This window comes from Camelimonas sp. FR25 (assembly GCF_059740505.1).
On record NZ_JCAWFG010000095.1, the window covers coordinates 89,155 to 101,438 of the forward strand.

Below are 12,284 nucleotides of genomic sequence, written 5' to 3' on the forward strand. Positions count from 1 at the left end.
CCGCCGAACCTGCGCTGACTTCTGGAGCATTATCATGCCCGCGTTCGACCTGGCGGAAACGCCGTTGCGCAGCCTCAATGAAGCGCTGCACACCGTCGCTGACATCGCCAATGACACCGTCTTTGAGGTTCTCAATCCGCGTGGCGCCCATGCCGTCGCCGTGGGCGTCGACAAGCCGGTCGCCGTCCGCATCCATGGCTCGGTCGGCTATTATTGCGGCGGCATGAATGACGGCGGCGACATCGTCGTGCATGGCTCCGCTGGCCCGGGCGTCGCCGAAAACATGATGGCCGGCAAGGTGGTGATCGAAGGCGACGCCTCGCAATACGCTGGCGCCACTGGCCAAGGCGGCCTGCTGGTGATCCGTGGCAACGCCTCCTCCCGTTGCGGCATTTCGATGAAGGGCATCGACATCGTCGTCGAGGGCTCGGTCGGCCACATGTCCGCCTTCATGGCGCAGTCGGGCAATCTGGTGGTGCTTGGCGATGCGGGCGATGCGCTCGGCGACAGCCTCTATGAGGCGCGCCTGTTCGTGCGCGGCAAGGTCGACAGCCTTGGCTCCGATTGCATCGAGAAGGACATGCGCCCGGAGCATCTTGAAATCCTCGCAGATCTTCTTGCGAAGGCTGGGATCTCTGGGGTCAAGCCGGAAGAGTTCAGGCGCTACGGCTCGGCCCGCAAGCTCTACAACTTCAACATCGACAACGCTGACGCATACTGACGGAGGGGGCCATGTCCCAACCTTTTACCCGCACCCCGCCGCGCAAGTCCGCGACCTTCGACGATTATACGCTGGCGGAGATCCGTCGCGCCGCCGCCACCGGCATCTATGACATCCGTGGCGCTGGCGCCAAGCGCAAGCTGCCGCACTTCGACGATCTGCTTTTCCTCGGCGCCTCGATGTCGCGTTACCCGCTCGAGGGCTATCGCGAGAAGTGCGACACCACGGTCGTGCTCGGCTCGCGCTTCGCCAAGAAGCCGATCACCCTGAAGACGCCGATCACCATCGCCGGCATGAGCTTTGGCGCGCTGTCCGGCGCCGCCAAGGAGGCCCTCGGCCGTGGCGCGACCATCGCCGGCACCTCGACCACCACGGGCGATGGCGGCATGACCAATGAGGAGCGCGGCCACAGCCAGACGCTGGTCTACCAATACCTGCCGTCGCGCTACGGCATGAACCCGCGCGACCTGCGCCGCGCCGACGCCATTGAAGTGGTGGTGGGCCAGGGCGCCAAGCCCGGCGGCGGCGGCATGCTGCTCGGCCAGAAGATCTCTGACCGCGTCGCCCAGATGCGTAATCTGCCCAAGGGCATCGACCAGCGCTCGGCCTGCCGCCATCCTGACTGGACTGGTCCGGACGATCTTGAGATCAAGATCCTTGAGCTGCGCGAAATCACCAATTGGGAAAAGCCGATCTACATCAAGGTTGGCGGCGCGCGCCCTTATTACGACACCGCCCTCGCCGTGAAGGCTGGCGCTGACGTGGTGGTGGTCGACGGCATGCAGGGCGGCACCGCCGCCACCCAGGACGTGTTCATCGAGAACGTCGGCATGCCGACGCTGGCCTGCATCCGCCCGGCGGTTCAGGCCCTGCAGGACCTTGGCATGCATCGCAAGGTGCAGCTGATCGTCTCTGGCGGCATTCGCTCTGGCGCCGACGTCGCCAAGGCGCTGGCGCTGGGCGCCGACGCCGTGGCCATCGGCACCGCCGCGCTCGTCGCCATCGGTGACCAGGACCCGCGCTGGGAGGCGGAATACCAGGCTCTCGGCTCCACCGCCGGCGCCTATGACGACTGGCACGAGGGCCGCGACCCGGCCGGCATCACCACCCAGGACCCGGAGCTGGCGGCGCGCCTCGACCCGGTGGCGGCGGGCCGTCGCCTCGCCAACTACCTGAAGGTGATGACGCTGGAAGCCCAGACCATCGCCCGCGCCTGCGGCCACAACCACGTCCATAACCTTGAGCCGGAAGATCTGGTGGCGCTGACCATCGAGGCCTCGGCCATGGCGAAGGTGCCGCTGGCCGGCACCAATTGGATCCCGGGCGTCACTGGCGGCTTCTGATCGGCGAGGGCTGGCGCCAGCGTGTCGCGCCAGCCCGGCCAAATCTCTTGCTCCGGCGATGGTTCAGGCGGCGTGCGGTCGCCTGGACAACAGGACAACACCAACAACGGGTCGGCAGCCAGCGCGCCAGGGGGCGGCGCGGCGCGCACCCAGCTTCAGTCGAGGGCTGTCATGATCACTGATCTCGCCGCCTACGCCGCGGACACTGGCGTAAAGTATTTCATGGTCAGCTACACCGACCTGATGGGCGGACAGCGGGCCAAGCTGGTGCCGGCCCAGGCCATCGCCGAGATGCAGTCGGGCGGCGCTGGCTTCGCCGGTTTCGCCACCTGGCTCGACCTGACCCCGGCCCACCCGGACCTGTTCGCCGTGCCCGACGCGCCGTCGGTCATCCGCCTGCCCTGGCGCCCGGACGTCGCCTGGGTGGCGTCGGATTGCGTGATGGAAGAAAAGCCGGTGCAGCAGGCGCCGCGCGTGGTGCTGAAGCGCCTCGTCGCTGAAGCCGCCGAGCTGGGCCTGCGCGTCAAGACCGGCGTCGAGCCTGAATTCTTTCTGACCACCGCGGATGGCCAGCAGATTTCCGATCCGCTCGATAATGCGGTGAAGCCCTGCTACGACCAGCAGGCGGTGATGCGCCGCTATGACGTCATCGCCGAAATTTGCGACGCCATGCTCGATCTGGGCTGGAAGGCCTATCAGAACGACCATGAGGACGCCAACGGCCAGTTCGAGATGAACTGGGAGTATGACGACGCGCTCGCCACCGCTGACAAGCACTCCTTCTTCAAGTTCCTCGTCAAGTCGGTCGCCGAGAAGCATGGCCTGCGCGCCACCTTCATGCCCAAGCCCTTCATGGGCCTCACCGGCAATGGCTGCCACGCCCACATCTCGGTCTGGGACCTTGACGGCAAGACCAATGTCTTCGCCGACAAGTCGAAGCCTTTCGCCCTGTCCGACAATGGCCGTCACTTCCTCGGCGGCATCATGAAGCACGCCTCGGCGCTGGCGGCGATCTGCAACCCGACGGTCAATTCCTACAAGCGCATCAATGCGCCGCGCACCATTTCCGGCGCGACATGGGCGCCGAATTCGGTGACGTGGACCGGCAATAACCGCACCCACATGGTGCGCGTGCCCGGCGCTGGCCGCTTCGAGCTGCGGCTGCCCGACGGCGCCGTCAATCCCTACCTGCTGCAGGCGGTGATCATCGCCGCTGGCCTCGACGGCCTGCGCAGCAAGGCCGACCCTGGCCCGCACCACGACATCGACATGTACCGCGACGGCCATCTGGTGACGGACGCGCCGAAGCTGCCGCTCAACCTGCTCGACGCCCTGCGCGCCTATGAGGCTGACGAAGGCCTCACCCAGGCCATGGGCGCTGACTTCTCCGCCGCCTACATCAAGCTGAAGACCCAGGAATGGCAGGCCTATTGCAACCATCTCACTGCCTGGGAGCGCGACACCACGCTGGACATCTGAGGCAGGGGCGCCGCGCTGGCGGCGCCATCCGCTGACGCGGGCCTCGCCCGCCTGACGCCGCCCGCCTCACCTGGCCTTGCGCCCGCCGCGATGACGGAAGCCTACGACATGAGCCACTACATCCTCACAGTGACCTGCGCCTCGCGCCGCGGAATCGTCGCGGCGATCTCAAGCTGCCTCTCGGGCAAGGGTTGCAACATTGTCGACAGCGCGCAGTTCGACGATGGCGACACCGAGCGCTTCTTCATGCGCGTCGCCTTCCGTTCAGAAGCTGGCGCCAGCCTCGCCGAGATCCGCGAGGCGTTCGCGCCTGTCGCCGACGAGTTTGGCATGACCGCCGAATTCCATGACCCGGCCCATCCGATGAAGGTGGTGTTGATGGTGTCGCGCTTCGGCCACTGCCTCAACGACATCCTGTATCGCTGGAAGATCGGCGGCCTGCCCATCGACATTGTCGCGGTGATCTCCAACCACTTCGACTATCAGAAGCTGGTGGTGAACCACGACATCCCGTTCCACCACATTCCGGTGACGGCGGCCAACAAGCCTGTGGCCGAGGCGCGCATCATGGACATCGTGCGCTCCACCGGCGCGGAGCTGATCGTGCTGGCGCGCTACATGCAGATCCTGTCGGATGAGATGTGCCAGGCCATGTCCGGCCGCATCATCAATATCCACCACTCTTTCCTGCCGAGCTTCAAGGGGGCCAACCCCTACAAACAGGCTTATGGACGCGGCGTGAAACTGATTGGCGCCACCGCCCATTACGTCACCGCCGATCTCGACGAAGGTCCGATCATCGAGCAGGACGTCGCCCGCATCACCCATGCCCAGAACGCGTCCGATTATGTCTCCATTGGTCGTGACGTTGAGGCCCAGGTGCTGTCGCGCGCCATCCACGCCCACATCCATCACCGCGTCTTCCTCAACGGCGACCGCACGGTGATCTTCCCGGCCAGCCCCGGCGATTACGCTTCAGCCCGCATGGGCTGAGGCGCCCCTCACAACTGCTTCCGGCGCCGGAGCCGCCCTGCTGCTCCGGAACCCATCAGGAAAACGGGCTTCCCATGCGCTACTCATTCCTGTCCCTGGCCGCCAACGCCCTGACCGGTCACCGTAACTGGAAGCCAGCCTGGCGCGACGCCACGCCGAAGGGCGCCTATGACGCCATCATCATTGGCGGCGGCGGTCACGGCCTCGCCACGGCCTATTATCTGGCCAAGAACCACGGCCTCACCAATGTCGCCGTGCTGGAGAAGGGCTGGATCGGCTCCGGCAACGCCGGGCGCAACACCACCATCATCCGCTCGAATTACATGCTGCCAGGCAATACGGCGTTTTACGAGCTGTCGATGAAGCTGTGGGAGGGGCTGGAGCAGGACCTCGACTACAACGCGATGGTCTCGCAGCGCGGCGTCATCAACCTCTACCATTCCGACGCCCAGCGCGACGCCTTCATCCGGCGTGGCAACGCCATGCGCCTCGCCGGCGTCGACGCCCAGCTGCTGTCGCGCGAGGACGTGCAGAAGGAGCTGCCGTTCCTGAATTTCGACAACGCCCGCTTCCCCATTCGCGGCGGACTCACCCAGCGGCGCGCCGGCACCGCCCGCCATGATGCGGTTGTCTGGGGTTACGCGAGGGGGGCCTCGGAGCGCGGCGTCGACATCATCCAGAATTGCGAGGTCACCGGCTTCGTGCGCGACAGCCGCGGCGCCGTCACCGGCGTCGAAACCACCCGGGGCCGCATCCTGGCGCCCAAGGTCGGCGTCGCGGTCGCGGGCAATTCCTCGCGCGTCGCCGCCATGGCCGACCTGCGTCTGCCGATCGAGAGCCATGTGCTGCAGGCCTTTGTCTCCGAGGCGATCAAGCCGTTCATCGACACGGTCGTCACCTATGGCGCCGGTCACTTTTACATCTCGCAGTCCGACAAGGGCGGCCTCGTCTTCGGCGGCGATATCGACGGCTACAATTCCTATGCCCAGCGCGGCAATCTGCCGACCGTCGAGGACGTCTGCGAAGGGGCCATGGGTTTGATGCCGCGCATCGGCCGCGTGCGCATGCTGCGCTCCTGGGGCGGCATCATGGACATGTCGATGGATGGCTCGCCGATCATCGACAAGGCGCCGGTCGAGGGCCTCTATCTCAACGCCGGCTGGTGCTACGGCGGCTTCAAGGCCACCCCGGCGTCGGGCCATTGCTTCGCCCATCTGATGGCCACTGGACAGCCCGTTGACGTGGCGGCGGCCTACCGCCTCGACCGTTTCGCGCGCGGCCTGATGATCGACGAAAAATCCCAGGGCGCACAGCCAAATCTGCACTGACCGCCTGAGGCGCCGTCGCCAGCGGACGGCGCTTCGGGGATGCGGCGGGTTGCACGGACCCGCCAAGGCGAGACGCGACAGGAGCGCCACCCATGCGCATCAACTGCCCCTATTGCGGATCACGCGATCTGCGCGAATTCACCTTTCTTGGCGAGGCCTGCGAGGCCGATGCAGCCCGCGACGCCTCTGAGCCCGGCAAGGGCGGCGGCGCGGTCAGCGCGACAGGCCCGCAAGCATCTGCTTATGACGCCGTTTATCTGCGCGACAACCCCCTGGGCCGCAGCCGCGGCTGGTGGTGCCACGACCACGGCTGCCGCTCCTGGCTGCTGATCGAGCGCGATAACCGCACCCATGACATCTTCTCTGTGTCGCTTGCACGCCCGGAGGCAGGACAATGACGACCCTCGCGCAGGGCGCTTCTCAGCGCATCCCCGGTCACGGGCTGGTCAATCACCACAAGCCGGTGCGCTTCTCCTTCGACGGCCGCAGCTATGAGGGTCGCGAGGGCGACACCCTGGCGTCGGCCCTGCTGGCCAATGGGGTGAAGCTGGTCGCCCGTTCGTTCAAGTATCACCGGCCGCGCGGCGTCATGACCGCAGGTCCGGAAGAGCCCAATGCGCTGGTGGAGCTGGGGGAGGGCGCTCGCCGCGAGCCCAACTGCAAGGCCACCACGGTCGAGCTGTTCGACGGGCTGACGTCACAGAGCCAGAACCGCTGGCCGTCGCTGGATTTCGACGTCGGCGCCGTCAATGGCCTGTTCTCGCCGTTCTTCGTCGCCGGATTCTACTACAAGACCTTCATGTGGCCTGGAGCCTTCTGGGAGAAGGTCTATGAGCCGCTGATCCGCCGGGCCGCAGGGCTTGGTCGCGCCGCTGACGTCGCCGATCCCGACCACTATGAAAAGGCATATGCGTTCTGCGACGTGCTGGTCATCGGCGCAGGCCCGGCGGGCATCGCCGCGGCGCTGGCGGCTGGTCGCTCCGGCGCGCGCGTCATCCTGTGTGACGAGGATTTCCGCCTCGGCGGCCGACTGCTCGCCGAGACCGATGGCGACATCGACGGTCGCCCTGGCCACGACTGGCTGAATGCGGCGCTGAGCGAACTCGCCGCCATGCCCGAGGTGACCTTGATGCCGCGCACTGCGGTGTTCGGCGCCTATGATAGCGGCGTGTTCGGCGCCCTTGAGAAGGTCTCCGATCACCTGCCGCAGCCGGAAACCGGCAAGCCGCGCCAGCGCCTGTGGCGTATCACGGCGACGCGCAGCGTGCTGGCCGCCGGCGCCATTGAACGGCCGCTGGTGTTCCCGGGCAATGACCGGCCCGGCGTGATGCTGGCCGGCGCCGTGCGCGCTTACGCCAATCGCTTCGGCGTGCTGGCCGGGCGCAATCCCAGCTTCTTCACCAATAATGACGAGGCCTGGCGCGCCGCCTTCGACATGGCGGCGCTCGGGGCCGGCGTCGGCGTCATCGTCGATTCCCGTCAGGCCGTCGATCCCGCCTTGTTGCAGCGGGCCAATGCGCTCGGTCTCAAGGTGATGACCGGCGCCGTGGTCGTCGAGACCTCCGGCGGCAAGGCGCTGACCGGCGTCACCGTGATGGATGGCGAAGGCCGCTGCCACCATGTGCATGCGGACCTTTTGGCGGTGTCAGGCGGCTTCAACCCGCATATCGCCCTGACCACCCACCTCAATCACCGTCCGGTGTGGTCTGAGCAATACGCCGCATTCCGGCCTGGCGGGCTGCCGCCGGGCATGACGGTGGCTGGCGCGGCCGCAGGTCCCCGCGGCCTCGGCGCGGCGCTGCGTTCGGGCCATGAGGCGGGCATTTCCGCCGCCCAGGCCTGTGGTCTCGACGGCGCGGTCGGCGGCCCACCGCAAGCGGTGGACGCCCCGAGCGCCATGACCCCGCTGTGGCGGGTGCAGGGTCGCGGCGGCAAGGCGCTGAAGGGCAAGGCTTTCGTCGATTTCCAGCACGATGTCACCGCCTCCGACGTGGCGCTGGCGCACCGTGAGGGCTATCGCTCGGTCGAACTGCTCAAGCGTTACACCACGCTTGGCATGGCCACGGACCAGGGCAAGCTGTCGAATGTCAACGGTCACGCTATCATGGCCGAGTTGCAGGCCAGCCCGATGGAGAAGGTCGGCACGACCACGGCGCGGTCGCCTTCGGTGCCTGTCGCCATCGCCGCGTTCGCCGGCCACGCCCGCGAAAAGTCGTTCAAGCCGACCCGTCTCGTGTCCGACCATGAGCACGCCAGGGCCAAGGGCGCGACTTTCGTGGAGACCGGGCAGTGGATGCGCCCACAATGGTTCGCCCAGCCAGGCGAGAGCTTCTGGCGCGATACGGTGAACCGCGAGGTGACGACCACCCGCAGCAACGCCGGCATTTGCGACGTTTCCACCCTGGGCAAGATCGAGATCCAGGGGCCCGACGCCGCCGCGTTCATCAATGGCGTCTATATCAACGCCTTCGCCTTGCTGCCGGTCGGCAAGGCCCGCTATGGCGTGATGCTGCGCGAGGATGGCTTCATTCTCGACGATGGCACGGTGGCCCGTTTCGGCCCCGAACACTTCGTCATCTCGACCACCACGGCCAATGCGGCGCGGGTGATGAAGCACCTCAACTATTGCGCGCAGAAGCTGTGGCCGCACATGGACGTGCAACTGGCCTCGGTCTCCGAGACCTGGGCCGCCTATGCGGTGGCTGGCCCGAAGTCGCGCGCCTTGCTGCAGAAGCTGCTTGGCGACGCCATTGATCTGTCGAACGAAGCCTTCCCCTTCATGGCGGTGGCGGCGTTCGAATGGGCCGGCGTGCCGGTGCGGCTGTTCCGCATCTCCTTCTCGGGCGAGATGGCCTATGAGATCGCGGTTCCCGCCAATTACGGCGAGGCGCTGTCGCGGGCGCTGGACACGGTGGGCGAGGCGTTCGGCGCCTGCACCTATGGCTCGGAAGCGCTCGGCGTGATGCGTATCGAAAAGGGCCATGTCGGTGGCCCCGAAATGGTCGGGACCACGGCGCAGGACGTGGGGCTGGGCAAGATGATGTCGACGAAGAAGGACTTTGTCGGCAAGGCGCTGGCCTATCGCGATGGCCTCGTCGACGGCGATCGCCTGCAGCTGGTTGGCCTCAGGCCGCTTGATCCACGCCAGCCCATCACCGGCGGGGCCCATCTGCTGGAGCCGGGCGCGGCGCCGACCACCGCCAACGACCAGGGCTATGTCACCTCGACCTGCTGGTCGCCAACCCTGAACAGCTTCATCGCCCTGGCGCTGGTGCAGCGCGGGCCGCAACGCCTGGGCGAGCAGATGCGCGTCGTCGATCTGCTGCGCGGCTCCGACGTCGCCGTGGAGCTGTGTTCGCCAGTGTTCTTTGATCCAGATGGGAGCCGCCACCATGGCTGAGATGACCCTGCAAGCCATCACGCCGTTCGCGGAGCATCTGGCGCGGGCCGCAGGTCATGCCGCGCCAAGGGGGACGGCGGGCCTGGCTGTTTCCGAGCGGACCGACCTGGGCCTCGCCACGGTGATCGTGCGCAAGGGCCAGTTCGCCGCCCTTGCCGCCGCCGTCAACGCCAGTTTTGGCGTAACCCTGCGCAATGAGCCCGTGGTCAGCGGCGATGGTCGGCTGGCGTTCATCGGCGTCGCCCCAGGCAGCTGGCTGGCGGTGTCGCCAGGCGGCGGCTGGCGTTTCGCCCGGGATCTGGCGGCGACGCTGGAAGGCCTCGCCTCGGTGTCCGACCAGTCGTCGGGTTATGGCGTGCTGCGTCTGTCCGGTCCGAAGGTGCGGGCGGTGCTGGCCAAGGGCGCGCCGCTCGACCTGCACCCGGCGAACTTTCCGCCCGGCAAGGCTGCAGTGACGGACATTTCTCTCGTCGGCGGCATTGTCTGGCGCGTGGATGGCACGCCGCTGGCCGATGGCGCCGAACTGGCCGGCGGCTGTTTCGATGTGGCGGTTTTCCGCTCACTCGCCGGCAGCTTCTTCCACTGGCTGGAGGAAAGCGCCGCCGAGTTCGGCATGACCACGGGCTGAAGCGCGCCCGCCGGGCGCATGCCGCGCCGCGAGATCAGCACACTGGCGTGTCCGTGGCCAGCAACAGGCCGTGGAGTTGATTGCAGGGCGGGGGCCAACGCTCCCGCCAACGGGTTGGCGCGTCCCGCTCACGCGCCCGATCACACCGACCAGCAGATGGAGAGGGGAGCGCACAGGATGAGCGCCACGATCATCGACGGCAAGGCCGTCGCAGCCACTTTGCGGGCAGACGTCGCCCGGGGCGCGGCCGAACTGGCGCGTCGCATGGGTCGCAAGCCTGGTCTGGCCGTCGTGCTTGTTGGCTCCGATCCCGCCAGCCAGGTCTATGTCGCCTCAAAGGTCCGCCTGACGGTCGAAGCCGGCATGGAGAGCTTTGAACACCGGCTGCCGGAAAGCGCCACGGAGGCCGAGCTGCTGGCGCTGATCGCGCGGCTCAACGCAGATGAGGCGGTCGACGGCATTCTGGTGCAATTGCCGCTGCCGCAGCACATCAACGCTGGCCGTATTATCGAGGCGATCGCGCCGACCAAGGATGTCGACGGCCTGCACCCGGAGAACGCCGGTCGCCTCGCCAGCGGGCTGCCTGGCCTCGCGCCATGCACGCCGTTGGGCTGCATGTTGCTGATCAACACCGTCGTCCAGGACCTGCGGGGTCTCAACGCCCTGGTGATCGGCCGCTCGGTGCTGGTCGGCAAGCCCGCCGCCCAGATGCTGCTCAACGCCGACGCCACCATCATCGTCACCCATCTCGACACGGTGGACCTGCCGGGGCTGTGCCGCCAGGCAGACATTGTCGTGGTGGCGGCGGGCTGCCCGGGGCTGGTGCGCAAGGACTGGATCAAGCCAGGCGCCATCGTCATTGACGTCGGCATCAACCGCCTGCCGCCGGAGCCTGGCGCAACACGTGGACGCATCGTCGGCGACGTCGCTTTTGACGAGGTGAGCGAGATCGCCGGATACATCACCCCGGCCCCCGGCGGCGTCGGCCCCATGACCATCGCCTGCCTCCTCCGCAACACCCTGACCGCCGCCGAACGCCGTTTCGACGCCGCGCAACTGGCCAGCGCCGCTTGACGCGTCGCCATCGAACTGAATGGCCACTGGGTCGCCCCTCCCGGGCGCGGCGCTGCTGCTGCGCCCGGTGTCTCGGGGCAGGTCAGTGGCTCATGTGTGCGCGCGCCGCGAGGGCTGAACAGGACTGGCGCGCAACGACGGTTCATAGCAGAACCCGATGAGCGTGATAGATCGGATTCTGGCTAAGCCCGTGCGGCGCCTGAGCATTTCAGGATGCGGCTGCCTCAGCATCTTCGCATCCTGGTATCAGGCGGCGCCAGGCGTCACTCGGCTTCCTTGTGCTGCTTTTTCCTGTGCTGATCATCAACGTGCCAATGTCAGCCGTTCGACAGGGTGCAGCGATAGGGTTACTTTGCATCGCCCTGGTGCGACTGTTGGACGGGCGGGCGCTCGCTTATGCGTTCTGGGTGTTGGTGGCAACCGGGTTCCACAGTAGCGCCGCCATTTTTTTCCTGTTGACGCCACTGGTCGGCAGGAAGATCACGCGCGCTCGTGTGGCTACTGCAGTTTTGCTGGCGGTTCCCGGCGCATATCTGCTCGTTACAGGCGACGCGGGGGAGGAGGCCAGCGGGCGATACATCAATTCGGGCTCGGAAGCTTTCGGCGCCGTGTTCAGGATCGGCCTGATTGTGTTGAGCGGAGCGTTCTATTTTGTCTTGCTGCGCCGCTGCTGGCAGCGAGAGTCGCCTTCGGACTACAATTTCGTCACCTATGGCGCCCTGGTGATGATCGGCGCGATGGGCCTTTTGCCAATATCTACTGTAATTTCCGACCGACTTGGGTACTATCTCGTCCCGCTCCAAACTGTGATATTCGCACGAATAGGCAGTTTTCGCACCTTGGCGCATCGAGACATGCTGGTTATCGCGCCTTATATCATGTTACTGCTGTTCATGACGGTGTGAATCGCCACGTCTAGCCTGTTTGCGGCCTGCTATCTCCCATATCGAACCTGGTTGTTCGGGTTTGGTTAACCGGGCCCCGCGTCGATAGCCCTGGGCCTGAACCGGCTCCAGGCTCGCCAAGGGTTCGCAGGGGCCCGACATGGCGCGTGTTACGCTGGGGGCAGGGTAGAACCTCGCCACGCGGGACAGGCCTGAAGCGGACGCTGCGGTGGCGGACCATTGCAGGAGCCGGTGCATTCGTGACACCCGCCACTGCGCTTTGACGTCACGGTCTGGCCGCATGGAGTGATCGCGGCCAATGTGCATCGCTATCTTTGGAGCGGAAGCAGTCACCTGAAGCGTATGCTGAGTGTCTGATCAGAAATTAAGTTGAGTGGTATCAGTAGGTTGGCTTGACAGCCTGGCCTGTCGTT

10 protein-coding genes are annotated in these 12,284 nt (G+C 66.4%); all 10 read left to right on the forward strand.

All coding sequences use genetic code 11. From position 1 onward, the window contains the following. Positions 1-34 precede the first annotated feature (34 nt). The 10 genes from AC6A67_RS14000 to AC6A67_RS14045 all read left to right on the forward strand — a co-directional run bounded on the left by AC6A67_RS14000 (position 35) and on the right by AC6A67_RS14045 (position 11,871). Positions 35-721, forward strand: a complete 687-nt coding sequence (locus AC6A67_RS14000) for a GltB/FmdC/FwdC-like GXGXG domain-containing protein (RefSeq protein WP_498037172.1) — start codon at positions 35-37, stop codon at positions 719-721. A gap of 11 nt (positions 722-732) precedes the next feature. After that, on the forward strand, positions 733-2,064 hold the full coding sequence (locus AC6A67_RS14005) for an FMN-binding glutamate synthase family protein (protein ID WP_498037173.1): 1,332 nt from the start codon (positions 733-735) through the stop codon (positions 2,062-2,064). A gap of 171 nt (positions 2,065-2,235) precedes the next feature. Further along, the gene (glnT, locus tag AC6A67_RS14010) at positions 2,236-3,543 is read left to right on the forward strand and encodes a type III glutamate--ammonia ligase (protein ID WP_498037174.1); all 1,308 of its coding nucleotides are present in this window, start codon (positions 2,236-2,238) and stop codon (positions 3,541-3,543) included. Between the two features lie 108 nt (positions 3,544-3,651). Next, complete coding sequence (gene purU / locus AC6A67_RS14015; RefSeq protein ID WP_498037175.1) at positions 3,652-4,536, forward strand: formyltetrahydrofolate deformylase; 885 nt, start codon at positions 3,652-3,654, stop codon at positions 4,534-4,536. 74 nt (positions 4,537-4,610) lie between these two features. Next, positions 4,611-5,864, forward strand: a complete 1,254-nt coding sequence (locus AC6A67_RS14020; protein WP_498037176.1) for a sarcosine oxidase subunit beta family protein — start codon at positions 4,611-4,613, stop codon at positions 5,862-5,864. A 92-nt stretch (positions 5,865-5,956) separates the two neighbouring features. Further along, the gene (locus AC6A67_RS14025; protein ID WP_498037177.1) at positions 5,957-6,262 is read left to right on the forward strand and encodes a sarcosine oxidase subunit delta; all 306 of its coding nucleotides are present in this window, start codon (positions 5,957-5,959) and stop codon (positions 6,260-6,262) included. Then, positions 6,259-9,264, forward strand: coding sequence for a sarcosine oxidase subunit alpha family protein (locus AC6A67_RS14030; protein ID WP_498037178.1), 3,006 nt, complete (start codon positions 6,259-6,261; stop codon positions 9,262-9,264). The genes AC6A67_RS14025 and AC6A67_RS14030 overlap by 4 nt, the downstream gene beginning before the upstream one ends. After that, the gene (locus tag AC6A67_RS14035) at positions 9,257-9,892 is read left to right on the forward strand and encodes a sarcosine oxidase subunit gamma (protein ID WP_498037179.1); all 636 of its coding nucleotides are present in this window, start codon (positions 9,257-9,259) and stop codon (positions 9,890-9,892) included. The genes AC6A67_RS14030 and AC6A67_RS14035 overlap by 8 nt, the downstream gene beginning before the upstream one ends. Before the next feature lie 177 nt (positions 9,893-10,069). Further along, positions 10,070-10,966, forward strand: a complete 897-nt coding sequence (gene folD / locus AC6A67_RS14040; RefSeq protein ID WP_498037180.1) for a bifunctional methylenetetrahydrofolate dehydrogenase/methenyltetrahydrofolate cyclohydrolase FolD — start codon at positions 10,070-10,072, stop codon at positions 10,964-10,966. Positions 10,967-11,244: 278 nt separating this feature from the next. Continuing rightward, positions 11,245-11,871, forward strand: a complete 627-nt coding sequence (locus AC6A67_RS14045) for an EpsG family protein (RefSeq protein ID WP_498037181.1) — start codon at positions 11,245-11,247, stop codon at positions 11,869-11,871. Positions 11,872-12,284 lie beyond the last annotated feature (413 nt).